16 protein-coding genes are annotated in these 14,694 nt (G+C 56.5%); 9 read left to right on the top strand and 7 right to left on the bottom strand.

What is annotated here, in order from left to right:
* The first annotated feature begins 128 nt into the window (after positions 1 to 128).
* Complete coding sequence (locus HKD42_RS07320; protein ID WP_170011763.1) at positions 129 to 1,787, top strand: acetolactate synthase large subunit; 1,659 nt, start codon at positions 129 to 131, stop codon at positions 1,785 to 1,787.
* A gap of 24 nt (positions 1,788 to 1,811) precedes the next feature.
* The gene (locus HKD42_RS07315) at positions 1,812 to 3,254 is read left to right on the top strand and encodes an aldehyde dehydrogenase family protein (protein ID WP_170011761.1); all 1,443 of its coding nucleotides are present in this window, start codon (positions 1,812 to 1,814) and stop codon (positions 3,252 to 3,254) included.
* 12 nt (positions 3,255 to 3,266) lie between these two features.
* On the opposite strand, the gene HKD42_RS07310 is transcribed toward HKD42_RS07315, so the two are convergent.
* Together HKD42_RS07310 and HKD42_RS07305 are read right to left on the bottom strand one after the other, a co-directional pair.
* Positions 3,267 to 3,626 (bottom strand): hypothetical protein, encoded by a 360-nt coding sequence (locus HKD42_RS07310; protein WP_170011759.1) that lies wholly within the window; start codon positions 3,624 to 3,626, stop codon positions 3,267 to 3,269.
* Positions 3,616 to 3,762 carry a hypothetical protein gene (locus HKD42_RS07305; RefSeq protein ID WP_425500369.1) on the bottom strand — a complete coding sequence of 49 codons (147 nt, stop codon included), beginning with the start codon at positions 3,760 to 3,762 and terminating at the stop codon, positions 3,616 to 3,618. Before HKD42_RS07305 ends, HKD42_RS07310 begins: the two co-directional genes overlap by 11 nt.
* A gap of 182 nt (positions 3,763 to 3,944) precedes the next feature.
* Here HKD42_RS07305 and HKD42_RS07300 point away from each other — a divergent pair, with 182 nt between their 5' ends.
* Entirely contained in the window at positions 3,945 to 4,595 is a 651-nt protein-coding gene (locus HKD42_RS07300) for a S24 family peptidase (protein WP_170011755.1), read from the top strand.
* A gap of 66 nt (positions 4,596 to 4,661) precedes the next feature.
* Positions 4,662 to 5,303: an MBL fold metallo-hydrolase gene (locus tag HKD42_RS07295; RefSeq protein WP_170012193.1), complete on the top strand. Its 642-nt coding sequence runs from the start codon at positions 4,662 to 4,664 to the stop codon at positions 5,301 to 5,303.
* A 6-nt stretch (positions 5,304 to 5,309) separates the two neighbouring features.
* On the opposite strand, the gene HKD42_RS07290 is transcribed toward HKD42_RS07295, so the two are convergent.
* The gene (locus HKD42_RS07290; RefSeq protein WP_170011753.1) at positions 5,310 to 5,702 is read right to left on the bottom strand and encodes an MAPEG family protein; all 393 of its coding nucleotides are present in this window, start codon (positions 5,700 to 5,702) and stop codon (positions 5,310 to 5,312) included.
* A gap of 201 nt (positions 5,703 to 5,903) precedes the next feature.
* On the opposite strand from HKD42_RS07290, the gene rpmF reads away from it, so the two are divergent.
* The 5 genes from rpmF (at position 5,904) to HKD42_RS07265 (ending at position 9,061) form a co-directional block, all read left to right on the top strand.
* Positions 5,904 to 6,083, top strand: a complete 180-nt coding sequence (gene rpmF / locus HKD42_RS07285) for a 50S ribosomal protein L32 (RefSeq protein ID WP_170011751.1) — start codon at positions 5,904 to 5,906, stop codon at positions 6,081 to 6,083.
* Between the two features lie 24 nt (positions 6,084 to 6,107).
* A complete protein-coding gene (gene plsX, locus HKD42_RS07280; RefSeq protein WP_170011749.1) occupies positions 6,108 to 7,148 on the top strand; it encodes a phosphate acyltransferase PlsX in 1,041 nt (346 codons plus the stop codon).
* Positions 7,145 to 8,110, top strand: a complete 966-nt coding sequence (locus tag HKD42_RS07275) for a beta-ketoacyl-ACP synthase III (RefSeq protein WP_343042238.1) — start codon at positions 7,145 to 7,147, stop codon at positions 8,108 to 8,110. Before plsX ends, HKD42_RS07275 begins: the two co-directional genes overlap by 4 nt.
* Positions 8,111 to 8,215: 105 nt before the next feature.
* Positions 8,216 to 8,518 carry an integration host factor subunit alpha gene (locus tag HKD42_RS07270; protein ID WP_170011747.1) on the top strand — a complete coding sequence of 101 codons (303 nt, stop codon included), beginning with the start codon at positions 8,216 to 8,218 and terminating at the stop codon, positions 8,516 to 8,518.
* A 15-nt stretch (positions 8,519 to 8,533) separates the two neighbouring features.
* Entirely contained in the window at positions 8,534 to 9,061 is a 528-nt protein-coding gene (locus HKD42_RS07265; protein WP_170011746.1) for a MerR family transcriptional regulator, read from the top strand.
* A 4-nt stretch (positions 9,062 to 9,065) separates the two neighbouring features.
* Here the strand turns inward: HKD42_RS07265 and HKD42_RS07260 are convergent, their stop codons facing one another.
* The 4 genes from HKD42_RS07260 to HKD42_RS07245 all read right to left on the bottom strand — a co-directional run bounded on the left by HKD42_RS07260 (position 9,066) and on the right by HKD42_RS07245 (position 14,670).
* On the bottom strand, positions 9,066 to 12,491 hold the full coding sequence (locus HKD42_RS07260) for a chromosome segregation SMC family protein (protein WP_170011744.1): 3,426 nt from the start codon (positions 12,489 to 12,491) through the stop codon (positions 9,066 to 9,068).
* 35 nt (positions 12,492 to 12,526) lie between these two features.
* On the bottom strand, positions 12,527 to 13,279 hold the full coding sequence (locus HKD42_RS07255) for a DsbA family protein (protein ID WP_170011742.1): 753 nt from the start codon (positions 13,277 to 13,279) through the stop codon (positions 12,527 to 12,529).
* A gap of 103 nt (positions 13,280 to 13,382) precedes the next feature.
* Positions 13,383 to 14,072, bottom strand: a complete 690-nt coding sequence (locus HKD42_RS07250) for a DsbA family protein (protein WP_170011740.1) — start codon at positions 14,070 to 14,072, stop codon at positions 13,383 to 13,385.
* A gap of 7 nt (positions 14,073 to 14,079) precedes the next feature.
* Positions 14,080 to 14,670 carry a DUF721 domain-containing protein gene (locus HKD42_RS07245; protein WP_170012189.1) on the bottom strand — a complete coding sequence of 197 codons (591 nt, stop codon included), beginning with the start codon at positions 14,668 to 14,670 and terminating at the stop codon, positions 14,080 to 14,082.
* Positions 14,671 to 14,694 lie beyond the last annotated feature (24 nt).

Below are 14,694 nucleotides of genomic sequence, written 5' to 3'. Positions count from 1 at the left end.
CAATCGCTATGTGACTCTCCGGCGAAGGCTTGATAGGTGATAATAATTGATACGAGGCGCGAAGCCTCGACGTAGGTCGCGCAAACGGTTTCAAGAATGCCTGATCGGCATCATGAGGGGGAATATGCGTGGCTGATACCAAGACTCAAAAAGCGTCTGATCTGTTTATCGAATGTCTGGAAGAAGAGGGTGTCGAGTACATCTTCGGTGTTCCGGGCGAAGAAAACCTCGATTTTCTGGAATCGCTATCGGGCTCGAACATCAAACTCATTCTGACGCGGCATGAGCAAGGCGCGGGCTTTATGGCGGCGACCTATGGCCGGCATACTGGCAAAACCGGCGTCTTTCTGGCCACACTCGGGCCGGGGGCAACGAATATGGTAACCGCGGTTGCCTATTCGCAGCTTGGCGGGATGCCGACATTGGCGATCACTGGCCAGAAGCCGATCAAGAAATCAAAACAGGGCCGCTTCCAGATACTTGATGTGGTGTCGATGATGGAGCCGATTACCAAATTCACGCAGCAATTGGCTGCGGGTGACAATATCCCGAGCCGTGTGCGCGAATGCTTCCGCTTGGCTGAAGAGGAAAAACCGGGCGCGACGCATATCGAATTCCCGGAAGACATTGCCGAGGAAATGAGCGATTCCCGGCCGATTAAACCCTCCATCGCGCGCCGTCCGTCAGCCGAAGTCAAAGCGGTTAAGCAGGCGATTGATGCGATTGAGAAAGCCGAGAAACCTGTGCTGGTTATTGGTGCAGGCGCGAACCGGAAAATGACCAGCAAGATGCTGCTGGAACTGGTTGAAAAAACCGGAATTCCCTTTGTCACCACACAAATGGGCAAAGGCGTGATTGATGAACGGCATCCGCTGTTCCTCGGCTGTGCGGCCTTGTCGGCAGGCGATTTCTGTCACCGTGCGATTGAGGATGCCGATTGCATCGTCAATATTGGCCATGATGTGATCGAGAAACCGCCATTCTTCATGCATGATGATGGTGTCACGGTGCTGCATCTATCGACCAAAACCGCAGAAGTTGATCCTGTCTATTTCCCGCAGATCGAAGTCATCGGCGACATCGCCAATGCTGTCTGGCAAATCAAGGAAGGCATTACCAAGCAGGACAAGTGGGATTTTGGCAAGATGCTGGAATACCGTGCCGCAGAACTGGCGCACACTGCGCCGCTGGCTGCCGATGCACGCTTCCCGATCTTTCCTCCTCATCTGGTCCAGCAAGTGCGTGATGCTTTGCCGGAAGACAGCATCATTTGCCTCGATAATGGCGTCTATAAGATCTGGTTCGCCCGCAATTATACTGCTTATCTTCCCAATACCGTCCTGCTCGACAATGCACTGGCGACAATGGGGGCTGGGCTGCCATCCGCAATGATGAGCGCGATGCTCTATCCGGAACGTAAAGTGATGGCGATTTGCGGCGATGGCGGGTTCATGATGAACAGTCAGGAGATGGAAACCGCCGTTCGGCTCGGTCTTAACCTGACAGTGCTGATCCTGCGCGATGATGCTTACGGTATGATCCGGTGGAAGCAGGCCAATATGGGCTTTAAAGATTACGGCCTGACTTACGGCAATCCGGACTTCGTTCAATATGCGGAAAGCTATGGCGCCAAAGGGCACCGCGTGGAAAGCAGTGCGCATTTGACAGAAGTGCTGACGCATTGCCGCGATACGCCAGGGGTCCATTTGATCGATTGTCCAGTGGATTACACAGAGAACGATCAGATCCTAAACCACGATATCAAGGAACTTTCAGCGAAGTTGTGAGGTTGCCCATTTAAGGAGGACCCGATGGTCAAACTCAAAGATACTTACCCGCTCTATCTCAATAACAAGGCAGTACTGCCAAACACTGATTTGGAAGTCACAGACAAGTTTACGGGCGAAGTGGCATTTCGCACGGCGCTGGCCACTCCGGATGTAATTGACGAGGCAATTGCCGGTGCCGTTCGTGCGGCTGAACCGATGGCCAAAATGGCGAGCTTTGAAAGACAGGCGGTGCTTCAGCACTGCGTCACACGGTTCCGCGAACGCTATGACGAGCTGGCCTATTCACTGTGCGTCGAGGCGGGCAAGCCAATCAACGACGCGGAGGGTGAGGTTGACCGCCTGATCGACACGTTCAAAATCGCTGCGGAAGAGGCTGTGCGCAATTACGGCGAAGTTCAGCCGCTTGATATCTCCGCGCGGGCAAAAGGTTATATGGGGATGTGGAAGCGCGTGCCGATCGGCCCATGCAGCTTCATCAGCCCGTTCAACTTCCCACTGAATCTGGCTGCCCATAAAATCGCACCGGCAATTGCGATGGGGTGCCCATTTGTGATGAAGCCTGCCAGCAAGACACCGCTTGGCGCGATCATCATGGGTGAAGTGCTGGCGGAAACCGATCTACCCGAAGGCGCGTTTTCGATCCTGCCTGCAAGCCGCGACGGGGCCGATCTGTTCACCACGGACGAACGTTTGAAACTGCTGAGTTTTACCGGCTCACCCGGCGTTGGCTGGGATTTGAAAGCCAAAGCGGGCAAGAAGCCGGTTATTCTGGAACTGGGCGGTAATGCGGCTGTGGTCGTCGATAAAGACGCTGATCTGGATCACGCGTTGGAGCGGATTATCTTCGGTGCGTTCTATCAATCCGGGCAAAGCTGCATCGGGGTGCAGCGCATTATCATTCACGATGATATTTATGACACATTCAAAGCGATGCTGGTTGAAAAGACCAAATCGCTGGTGTCGGGCGACCCGAAAGACCGCAATACTTTCATCGGCCCCATGATCTCAACAGGGGAGGCCACACGCCTCAAAGGTTGGATTGATGATGCGGTTGCCGGTGGAGCAACGCTCCTGTGCGGTGGCGGATGCGAGGGCAATATGCTGCAAGCGACATTGCTCGAAAATGTCGATCCGTCAGCCGATGCCAATCGTGAAGAGGCCTTCGGACCGATGGCGCTCCTCAGCCGTTTCAGCACGTTTGAAGAGGCGATGGCGCAGGTCAACGATTCCAAATTCGGCTTACAAGCCGGCATCTTCACCCGCGACATCCATAAGGTGCTAGATGCATGGGATACGCTGGATGTCGGCGGTGTGGTGGTCAATGATGTGGCATCTTACCGGGTCGACAATATGCCCTATGGCGGGGTGAAAGATTCTGGATTGGGCCGCGAAGGCATCCGCTTCGCGATGGAGGACATGTCCGAAATCCGCAATCTGATCATCCGCAGGGAAAATGCCGGTTAGGCGTATCTGCGCCTAGCTGTCGACAAGCAGCAATAGCTCACATTCAACCGTCAGTTTGGGATGGGGCAGCAAGGTGCTTTCCGCCGCACTTACTGTTGCATCTGCCACTAGTTGGCCCGGTATCGTAAACTCGTGCTCAGGCAAGGCTGCGACCATGCTTTCGCCTGCTTCCACAGCGTTTGCGCCGTCAAAGACAATGCTCAAGTGATGGCGGGTCCCGGTGAAAGTGATGCTGGCCCAGGATTGTTCTTTATGATCAGTGATTATCCCGTGTCCCACTGCCATATCCAGCAAGGCAGTGCGTAAATGATCGCGAGGACCCCTGCGGGCTTTGCGGGCTGGCGGAAAGCGTGTGATGGGGTCAGCCGACATTGGCCGACCCCTCATACCCTAGCATGAAACTTGTCACCTTTTCTTCGGTCCCCTGTCTGGGGATGCGGCCATTGCGCAAATCGAGAACGAAGCGCGGATCATGTGTCGCCAGTCGGCCGAATTTGGTGGCTGGCATACCAGTTTGACGGAGAAATTTCTCAATAGAACGTATCAACATAATGATCCTCTACATGTGAAGGGCAGTGCGACTGCCGGGTGCTCTGATTCGCCCGACATCCCGAGTCGTCGCGCGTGAAATCCTACTTGTCTAGGAAAAATACATCGTGTAGATAGGAAAAATGTTGATGATGAGGGTCAATGATGTCGAATGCACGCGAACGCTTACTGGAACTTACCCGACAGAAGGGTAGCTCTTTGGCTCGATTATCGGAAATGATTGGGAGAAATACTACATATTTGCAGCAGTTTATCCGTAAGGGTAGCCCCAAGAGGTTGGAAGAACGGGATCGCAGAATGCTGGCGGACTTTTTTCAAGTGCCCGAATCGGAACTGGGCGGACCAGAGGAAAAATCCTACAATTCGTCGTCACGCTTACCTTTGGAGGGTGGTTGGGTTGATGTGCCGCGTTTGCCCGTAAGCGCGTCTGCAGGCCCGGGGTCTGCGATTGGTGATGAGCTGCCGTTTGATAATTTCCGGTTCTCTAAGAGATGGCTGCGCGAACAGGGTTTAGAGGGCGGCGAGCTTTCTGCGATCACCGTCGAAGGCGATTCGATGGAGCCGCTTCTGCGGGCGGGGGATGAAGTGCTGGTGGATCGGCGCACCCAGCCATTTCGCGATGGCATCCATGTCGTTCGGCTTGAGGATACTTTGTTGGTCAAACGCGTCGCATCGCAAGGTGGGGGGCGTTTGTCTTTGCTGAGCCAGAACCTCGCTTACCCGCCAATCGACGTCGATATGAATGAGGTTGAGATCATCGGCCGTGTTGTATGGAAAAGCGGGCGGTTGTGAGCAGTTGCAATCACCCGGCTTAGGCACCAAAAGGTAGGCATGACCGAAGCGACAAAAAGCCCTCCGATGCGTGCCGCGATTATGCCGGTAACCCCGCTGCAACAGAATTGCAGCCTGATCTGGTGTACCAAGACAATGAAGGGCGCGCTGATTGATCCCGGCGGCGATCTGGATAAGCTCAAGGCCGGAGTAAAAAAGGCCGGTGTTGAGCTTGAGAAAATCCTGATCACGCATGGTCACATCGACCATTGCGGGGAAAGCGGGATATTAGCCAAAGAACTGGGCTTAAAGATCGAAGGCCCGCATGAAGGTGACCGGTTCTGGATTTCGCGGTTAGACGAAGACGGCAAAAAATACGGCATTCGTGGTGAAGTGTTCGAGCCGGATCGTTGGCTGGATGATGGGGATACCGTTACGGTCGGAGAGCTCACTCTCGATGTTATCCATTGCCCGGGGCACACGCCGGGCCATGTAATCTTCTTTCATGAACCCAGCCGGTTTGCGATTGTGGGTGATGTATTGTTCCAAGGATCGATTGGCCGAACTGACTTTCCGATGGGTAACCATCAGGATTTGATCGACGCTATCACCCAGAAATTATGGCCATTGGGTGGGGACGTGACCTTTATTCCCGGTCACGGCCCCACCAGCACATTTGGCCAGGAGCGTAAGACGAACCAATTCGTCAGCGATTACGCCCTCAGCTGATCATCCTTACATAACGCCAGTGGCGGCCAGAACGGCAACCACAGCAAGGCCGAGGAACACGAGCATAGTAATAAGGGTGCCGATCAAGCGCCCCTTAGGAAAGGCGCCATCATCCATCCCGAAAGCATGGGCGATGCGGCCCAGCACAAACAGCCCGGCTACATATGGCAACCATGTGCTGCCTTTCCCGGCCAGTTCAATTGCTGCAATGAGCGCCAGCGCAAAGGGCATGGTTTCCACAAAATTGGCATGGGCACGCATCCGGCGAATGACTTTTTCATTACCGCCGTCACCAACGCTGACGTTTTCTGAAGAACGCACCTGACCGACCCGGATCATCAGCCAAATTGCCAAGATCGCTGCGGCGGCTGCTGTGCAGAGTGTTACTGGTAAAATCATATTGTCCCCCCAAAGGTTGCTATTTTGTCGCGTTGCATCGCCTAAGCTGTCATCGCAAAGCTTGCAACGATCGAATTTTTGGTTATGTAGCGCGGCTTGCCGTGATGGTTGAGGCCCGATTCTGCGCTCTTGTGCGGTTCGAAGCCTTCGCCTAGAGCGACCATTACAACAGACCGTATTATTTAAGGAACAGGTGCCGCTATGGCTGTCCCTAAGAGAAAAGTATCGCCGCACCGTCGCGGAATCCGTCGTTCACACGACTCACTGAAGCCTGAGGCATTCCACGAATGCTCCAACTGTGGTGAACTGAAGCGCCCGCACAACATGTGTAATGCATGCGGTCACTATAACGGTCGCGAAATCATCGCTGTCGGTCTTTAAGACCGTCCCCCGGAGAATACGCTCATGACCACACCGCGTATCGCAATTGATGCGATGGGCGGCGATGAAGGCGTGCGCGTAATGATTGAAGGCGCCGCCGAAGCGCGTCGCCGTCATGATCAGTTCCAGTTCCTGCTGGTCGGGGACGAAACACGCATCCAAGCCGCCCTGGCCGAGCACCCCAATTTAAGAGGTACCTCGGAAATTCTGCATTGCGATGATGTGGTTGGCGGGGATGAAATCCCGACACAGGCGTTGCGGCGTGCCAAGACAACGTCGATGGGCCTTGCGGTCAATGCGGTGAAGCAAGGCAATGCCGGTGCCGCCGTCAGCGCTGGAAATACCGGCGCACTTATGGCGATGAGCAAGCTTGCGCTGCGGACGATGCCGGGAATTGACCGGCCCGCGCTGGCAGCAGTTATGCCCACACTCGAAGATGATGATGTCATCATGCTTGATCTGGGCGCCAATACAGAGGCTGACGCCCGCAATTTGGTCCAATTTGCCATTATGGGTGCCGCCTATTCCCGGATCATTCTGGGCCGTAAGCCGCGCGTGCGGCTGCTTAATATCGGTACGGAAGAGATTAAGGGTTTCGACCGCTTGCGCGATGCAGCGGCGGAACTGCAAGAGGCCACTGGCCTCGACATGGATTTTGACGGCTACGTCGAATCGGACAAAATCAATCGCGGTGAAGTCGATGTCGTTGTAACCGATGGGTTCTCCGGCAATATTGCCTTGAAGGCGATTGAAGGCACGGCGCGGTTCGTCACCGATTTGTTACGGGCGGCATTCACCAGCTCCATCCGGTCCAAAGTGGGCTTTTTGGTTTCCCGCCCTGCTACGGAATTGCTGAAGCATCACTTGGACCCCAATAACCACAACGGCGCGGTCTTCTTGGGCTTGAACGGTGTGGTGGTGAAAAGCCACGGCAGTGCCACAGCCGGCGGTGTCGCCCATGCCGTAACGGTTGCAGCGAAGCTACTCGAAGCGAATTTGACAGACCGTATTACGGCGGATCTGAACGCGTTGCAAAGCCGCGCTCAAGGCGCTCCAACCGAGTGATCCGTTCTGTCATTCTCGGCAGCGGGTCGGCGCTTCCTGGCGTTCCCGTAAACAACGCAGAATTGGCACAGCGGGTTGATACCAGCGACGAGTGGATTGTCGAGCGTACCGGAATCCGGCAACGCTATATCGCCGGCGATGGCGATACCACATCTTCGCTGGCGACATTGGCTGCCGGGCGTGCTTTGGAAGCTGCGGGGGTCGATGCCGCGGATATTGATCTTATTGTCTTGGCAACGGCCACGCCCGATCAAACATTTCCCGCCACAGCCACTGTGGTGCAGAATAATTTGGGCTGCAATGGGGGCATCGCCTTCGATGTTGCGGCGGTCTGTTCCGGTTTCCTTTACGCCCTCGCGACAGCCGATTCCATGGTTCGCACCGGAATGGCGAAGCGCGCGCTGGTAATCGGCGCTGAAACATTCAGCCGCATTCTCGACTGGGAAGACCGCACCACCTGTGTTCTGTTTGGTGACGGTGCCGGTGCAATCGTTCTTGAAGCGCAAGACGTCGCGCAGGATGGTGCGGGGGTGATCGACACCAAACTTCATGCGGACGGGGCGCATAATCAGTTGCTCTATGTCGATGGCGGTCCATCAACCACGGGAACCGTCGGTAAATTGCGGATGAAGGGCCCCGAGGTGTTCCGTCATGCCGTGGTCAACTTGGCAGGTGTGCTGCGAGAGACCTTGGAAGCGGCGGGCGTTGCGCCGGATGATATCGATTGGGTCGTACCGCATCAGGCGAATGCCCGGATTCTTGATGCTACCGCCAGAAAGCTCGGTTTACCGGCGGACAAAATCATTGTCACAGTAGACCAACATGCCAACACATCGGCAGCGTCTGTTCCCTTGGCCTTTGACACAGGCATACGCGACGGGCGGATTAAAAAGGGTGATCTGGTGATGTTTGAAGCGATGGGTGGCGGGTTCACCTGGGGCGCTTCGCTTGTCCGAATTTGACGGATTTAAGCTAATTTCTGGCAAACATTGCCCAATCGCTTGAATTTAGATACAAAACTCACAGAGCTCTAGAAATCGGGTCGCGCTGATATTGGGAGATAGTGAATGTCGCGTTCGGTGAGTACGTTGACCAGAGCTGATCTGGCAGAGACTATCAATCGCAAGATGGGATTCTCGCGTGCGGAATCGCTCGACCTGGTGGAATCCATTCTCGATCATATGTGCGATGCGATGGGCAATGGTGAGAATGTCAAAATCTCAGGATTTGGCAGCTTCGTGTTGCGTGACAAGAAAGAACGGATTGGCCGCAACCCCAAAACGGGCGTAGAAGTACCCATCACGCCGCGCCGGGTTATGACTTTCCGGGCGAGCCAAACACTGAAGGAGCGCGTTGCGCGCGGCAGCTAAATTAAGGAAACCGATATGAGTGCCAATTTTGACGATGGCAAAGAGGACGGAGCACTCCGGACTATTGGCGAAGTCAGCAAGGCGCTGGATATCAAGACCCACGTTCTACGGTATTGGGAACAGCAATTTCCCATGCTGGAACCGCTGAAACGCAGCGGTGGACGGCGGTATTACCGCCCCGAAGATGTCGCGTTGATCGAAACCATTGACCAGTTGGTAAACAGCGAAGGATATACGTTGAAAGGCGCTCAGCAGGCGATTGAGTCAGGCAAAGCCGGCGGCGCCGTTCCAGATGAACAATCGGAAGAGCAGGGGTATGTACGTCATCCGCAGGCTGAAGCGGTTCCATTGGAATTGACCACGCCGATTGCCGATAGTGGCGGCGTTGGAGAGTTCTTCGGTACCTCTCCAGCGGCAACCAGCCAACCATCCGAACCCGTTTTGGAGCTGTCCGAAGTTCAGGAAGACGCGATGTCACGGGCCGAGATATTGGCGCGATTGAAAGATATCAGAGGGCGGTTGGCAGGCGCTTTGGCTGCTTAACTGGCTACTCCGCGGCGACCAATTCTTCGGCTGCGCCCAAATCTACACTGACCAGACGGGACACACCCTGTTCGACCATAGTGACGCCGAATAGCCGGTGCATCCGGCTCATAGTGACTGCGTTATGCGTGACGATCAGATACCGTGTTGTCGTTTCCTTCGTCATGGCTTCCAGCAAATCACAGAACCGGTCAATATTAGCATCATCGAGCGGCGCATCGACTTCGTCGAGTACGCAAATTGGCGCAGGATTGGTAAGGAACAGCGCGAAGATGAGAGCGATGGCGGTCAGCGCCTGTTCCCCGCCTGATAGCAGGGTGAGCGATTGCAAACGCTTGCCCGGCGGCTGAGCATAGATTTCAAGGCCGGCTTCCAACGGATCGTCACTGTCAATCAACGCCAGATGCGCTTGGCCGCCATTAAACAGCCGGGTGAAAAGACGCTGGAAATGGCCATCTACTTGCTCGAACGCGGCTGATAATCGTTCGCGCCCTTCGCGGTTCAAACTGCCGATAGAGCCACGCAAACGGTTGACGGCTTCTGTCAGTTCGGCCTGTTCTTCTGCGCTGGATCCGGCAGTTTCCTCTAGCTTGGCGAGTTCTTCAGTGGCGACCAAATTGACCGGCCCGATCCGTTCGCGGCTGGCGGTAAGGCGCTCTAGCTCTTCGCGTTCCAAACCTGCATTTTTGACATTTTCTGCGTCGAATTCAAATCGGCCAGCCAGCATTGGCGGCGGGCATTGGAAGCGTTCACCAGAAATTCTCGCCATTTCGGCGCGGCGAGCTTCTTCATTCTCAGCCCGTGCGGCCAATCCAGCACGCGCTTCTCGTGAAGCGGACAAGGCCTCATTCGTCGCGGCAAATGTGGTGTCAGCCTCACGCGCTGTTTCTTGCGCGCTTGCAACAGCCTTTTCCGCCGCGGCAAGCTCTTCTGTCAGTCTGGCGCGGACGATGTCGCCTTGTTCAATTTCGCGGTGCAGACCTTCCGGCTTTGCCGCAAATACGGCGCGTTCTTCGGCAATTTCTTCAAACCGGCGGGCCATGTCTGACAGGCGCCGGGCCGCCTCGCCGGAACGGGCTTGCCAGTTGGCCATATCGCTGCGCTGCGCCGCCGTACGTTCGCGCGCAACGGCGAGAGCCTGATCATGCGCTGCGAGCGACGCGGTCGCCGCCTGTAAGGTTGCGCGTGCGGCATCATGTTTCGCCTGAACCGCCTCCAACGTCGCCCGGCCAGTCTCCGGATCGGGCAGGTTGGTGCGGCGCTGCTCAGCGGCTGCCAGCTCTGTCTCAGCCTGTGCGCGTTGCTCTGCCAGATCGCTTTGCGCTGCGGCGAGTTCTTCCAAACGGGCCGCGACCCGTTCACGCGCGGCTTCCGCTTGGTCCAGCGCCCGCAGGCTGCGGCGTTCTTCCTCGGCAGCTTCGGAGACGCCGCGTTCTGCACCGACCAAGTCACGTTGAAGACCGGACAAGGCGGTTTGCGTGCTGGTTTGCAGACCCTCCGCCTCGCTGGCGGCATACTGTAACGCGGGAAGGGTGCTTTCCAGCTTTGCAAGGCGGTTTTCCGCCTCCAGTCTTGCGGCCTCAGCAGCGCCTTCCCCGCGCGCGACGAAACCGTCCCACCGGCGTAAATGCCCCGCCACCGTGACCAACCACTCGCCGGGTCTCAGCTCCCGGCTATCGTCATGTTCGACCACATGGACCAAGGCCAAGCGTGCGGCCAATTGCGCTGGGCATTGGGTTACATGGCTTGCAAGGCTGTTTTCTACCGCTTGCGGCGCAGCCCCACCGGTCCAGAACCGGCCATCTCTATCGCCATCAGGCTGCCCTAAGGGTGATTTGGCGTCGCGGCCCAGCACGGCGGCCAAAGCGCGTTCATAGCCCGGTTCAGCGCGCACTTCATCCAGTGCGGCGGGTAAGCCCTTGCGCTGTGCCCGCTGGCGTTCCCGCGCATCGCGATCGCGAACCAATGCGGAATATTCGCGCTCTATCCCGGCCAGTTCCGCTTTCGCGGTGGCAAGCGCGCTGGCGGCATTGTCGCGGTCAATTTGCAACTGGTGTTTGCTGGCACGCTTGGTTTCCAGATCGGCACGCTTTTGACTAAGGGTTTCAGTCGCAGCTGCCACAGCGCTCTGCGCGGCCTGCACAGCCTCTGCCGGATCGCCAGCTTCGGTCAGTGCCGCCCGCGCAGCGTTTTGCCGCTGGATTTCGGTGTCGAACCGCATGAGTCGGGATTGAGATTGCGATATTTCTGCCTCAGCAACGCGCCATTCCGCTTCAACGCCTGCATGATCAGCGGTGGATTTGGCCAATGCCAGCTCGGCTGCCCGACCGGCACGTTCCGCTTCTTCCAATTCTGCGGCCAGAACCGGGCGGCGCAACTCGTCACCAGCCAAGGTTTTCTCATTGTCGGCCAGTTCCCGCTCAAGCCGCGCCAATGCTTCGGCGGCATCTTTCGTCAGCCGGTCGGCTTCCCCGCGGTCTTCTTCCAGTCGCAGTTTCTGCCGGTCCAGATCGGCCAGCCGCTGCTCTGCCGCTTCCAACTGAGAGGTTAGCGACGCCATCCGGTGGCCATGCGCGCTGGCATCATCGCGGCGGTCAGATTGCTCTTCCCTCGCTTCGGCCAAGGCGGCGGCGGCGGTATGTTGCGCCGCCTGTGCGGCATCGCTGGCGGTTTGGACGGCAGCGACCTTGGCGTCTGCATTTTTGGCTTCCCCGCGCGCTTTTTCGGCAGCAGCGGCTGCATCGCGCCACCGGGCAAACAAGACGCGGGCATCTGCCACATTGATTTGATCGGTGAGCAGAGTGTAGCGCTCGGCTTGCTTCGCCTGCCTGCGCAGCGATGCCATTTGCGTATCGAGGCCCGCCATCAAATCTTCGAGCCGGGCGAGGTTGGTCTCTGTTTGGCGAAGTTTGCTTTCCGCATCGCGGCGGCGGACGTGTAAACCGGCAATACCAGCCGCTTCTTCCAGCATTTGACGGCGTTCGGCAGGTTTAGCGGCGATAACTTGGGCGATTTTGCCTTGGCTAACCAGTGCCGGACTATGCGCCCCGGTGGCAGCATCTGCGAATGTCAGCGAGACATCTTTCGCCCGAACGTCGCTGCCATTCACCCGGTATGCGCTGCCAGCGCCGCGCTCTATCCGGCGGGTAACGTCCAGCTCTTCGCCGTGATCATCCTCCGCATGAAGAATGACCTCGGCAAAGTCACGTGGGGGGCGGCTTTCGGTGCCGGCGAATATGACATCTTCCATCCCGCCCGACCGCATGGATTTTGGCGAGTTTTCGCCCATCACCCAGCGGATTGCTTCCAGCAGGTTGGATTTGCCGCAGCCATTGGGGCCAACAACGCCGGTCAGGCCCGGCTCAATTCGCAGTTCGGCAGGCTCGACGAAGCTTTTAAAACCGCTGAGTTTGAGCCGTTTTATCTGCATCGCCGGACCTGTTTCCCCTCCTGCTGCTGGTTCCCTTAGCGGGCGCCAGCTTGTTGCAGCAACGGTTCGATCTGAGCCCAGCTATTGCCGTCGATCTTACGCCCATTGATGAAGAATGTTGGTGTGCCGGACACTCCCAATTCCTGTGATTGGGTATTAGAATTTTCGGCGATGGTCTTGTAAGCCTCAACATCGGCCAAACAGGTGCGGGCCTGATCACCGCTCAATCCGCGCGCAGCGAAGAAATCGATGAAGCCGCCGATTTCCGCCAAACGGATCAGGCGTTGGTTTTCTGGCAGGGTCAAAGATTGTTCAACCGCCTCCGCATTCTGGAAAATCGGGTTCAGTACGGCTTGCTGGTTGGCAAAGACTTGATCGGATAGCGGGTGGAAGCTGGCATCTGTCCCGCAGCGGACCAATGTCGCCAGTGCCAAATCATGCGGGCCGTGGATCTGGTTGCGCATTTCGTAGCTGACGCGGCCGGTAGAGACATATTCTGTCTTCAGTTCCGGCACGGCCGACATAGCAAAAGCTGCGCAAGCCGGGCAGGTGAGAGAGGCATATTCCATCAATTTGATCGGCGCGTCAGGATTGCCGATGATGTATCCATCGCTTTCCGATACGGTGACAACATCGGTCCAGCTGGTACCTTCTGGTGCAGCGATCGGTGCAATCGGTTCGCCAGATGTTGCGCCTTCGCCGTCAGCATCAGTTGATCCGCACGCAGCCAAGCCGAGGGTCAATGGAGCGGCCAATGCAGCGAGCGTGAATTTACGGAATGTCGTCATAGTCTGTATGTATCCTTCGCAGATAGGAAAAAGGTATAGGAAGGGTGGGCAAGCGTGAAGCGGGGCGTTTGCCTATCCACAGCTTGTCCCAACACTTATCCCCTTAGAAGCGGCTGTTCAATTCCGGTTCGAGGGCCTGCCATCCGTGGATGCCGTCGAGCGTCTCCCCATCAATGGCAAAACTCGGTGTGCCTCGAATCCCAAACTCGGCATAATCGGCTTCGGTATTGTCAATCAGCGTGGCTACCTTGGCCTGATCGTTCAGGCATTTATTGGCATCCGTACGGGCATAGCCCCGTGTTTCCATCATCTCGTAAAAGCCAAGTGCGCTGGCAATATTACGGCGGGCAGTCGGGGTATTGTTTGACCAGGCATCCTGTTGCGCGCGCGTTGCGTTGCGGGCGATGTTGAGCCAAGTATCCTGCCGGGCCATAAACATTGTGTGGTTTTTCAGAAAGTTAGATTCATCACCGCATTGGACCAGCATAGTCGCAGCAAGATCAACATTGTTGCGGATGATGGAACGGACTTCCAATTTCAGCTTGCCCGGACCGATATAGGCGAGCTGCAAGGGTGCCTCGCCTTGTTTCGTGAATGTTGCGCAATGCGGGCAGGTATAGCTGACAAATTCGGTCAGAGTGACCTCCGCCGCTTCGTTGCCGACCTGATATGCGCGGTCGGTTTTGACGATTGTGGTGTTCCAATTGCTACTGGCCGCAACTGTCAGCACGACTGCGATCACCAAGGCAGTTGCTTTGGCTCCGGTTGTTTTCATGAATGGTGTCAATTTCATCAGATGCTTAATCCACTTTGTTGCTATCATCGCCCAAGCTGCGTGCGAGAGATTCCAGCACAGTGCGCAGTTCAGGATCGCCAATATCCCGCAGGCTTTCACCCAGCTCCATCGGTATCGGCTTAAGCGACGGGGGCGATTTGGGCTGGCCTGTATCGCTGGGCGGCTTAACCTCGCCTTGCCGGATTTTTACCCGGGCGACCGCTTGATAGCCGAAGAAGCGGTTCACACGTTCCATAATTTCAGGAATGACATGCTGGATCAGCGGCGCATGCGCTGGCAGTACCACCAATTGCAAAATGCCGTCTTCTTTCTCACCCGGAGGAAAACGGATCGCTTCCGGGGCGCAAACTTTGGCATGGGTTGGGCCGACAATTTCTGGCCACCGCGTAACCACATTTGATTGGACGAAACCAAAGCGGCGAAACGCAGTACGGCCAATTTGCGGCATCAAGTCAGAAATTGCCTTCGCCGGACCGCCGCGCGCGCGTTCCCATTGCCGACCGGCTTTGGGCCGTCGGGCTTTAGGGTTGCTCACCTTCGGCTTCCCACCTTTTGCTGCACCTTTTGCAGGTTGTTTTGGCGTATCCCGTTCCATCTTGCGAATTGTCATGGCATAGCT

The organism is Pontixanthobacter rizhaonensis (assembly GCF_012972675.1).
GTDB classification, from domain to species: domain Bacteria; phylum Pseudomonadota; class Alphaproteobacteria; order Sphingomonadales; family Sphingomonadaceae; genus Pontixanthobacter; species Pontixanthobacter rizhaonensis.
Note: the sequence above shows the minus strand (reverse complement) of the source record. Positions and strands in the feature narration are given on the sequence as shown.